The 502-nt window shown below is 59.6% G+C and carries 1 protein-coding gene; it reads right to left on the minus strand.

What is annotated here, in order from left to right; translation table 11 throughout:
- The coding region (locus ACG2LG_RS24200) for a hypothetical protein (RefSeq protein ID WP_396263477.1) at window positions 1-502 on the minus strand (502 nt) is incomplete at both ends.

The raw sequence follows: 502 nt of genomic DNA on the forward strand, positions 1-502 counted from the left end.
TGGCGGAGAATACCGAGTTGGAATCCGAGGTCGTGGATGTGACCACGAAGGTGTCCCCCACACTGAAGTCGGTGACGTCGAAATAGGCCACATCGAGGCTTCCGTCCTGATAGTTCAGCACCGGAGTGGTGGCTGTGGCCGAACCGCCGACGGTCTGCTTGAGGGTGTAGGTGGCGGAATTGGAGCCGTCCGACGAGCCAACGCTGTCGATCAAGACACCCACTCGCAGAGTTTCACCGACGGGGATGGCTCCAGTGATCACGAATTCAAGCAGCGCCACGGTTTCCTCCCCGAGCCCGGCGTTTGCATCGTGCAATGCCCCGGTCGTGACGTCAGCGCCCGATGGATTGTTCGGATCGTCGATCTTGCTGAAATTATTGGTATTCGGAGCTTCGACCGAGGTCGTGGCGTAGGACGGGTTTGAAGACCGGTTGCTGGTGCGATATCCGTCGGTGCCGATGATGTTGTCACCGTCGATGTCCAGCGTCTTGGCGGGCGTGGT

This window comes from Haloferula sp. A504 (genome assembly GCF_044385805.1).
Classification (GTDB): domain Bacteria; phylum Verrucomicrobiota; class Verrucomicrobiia; order Verrucomicrobiales; family Akkermansiaceae; genus Haloferula.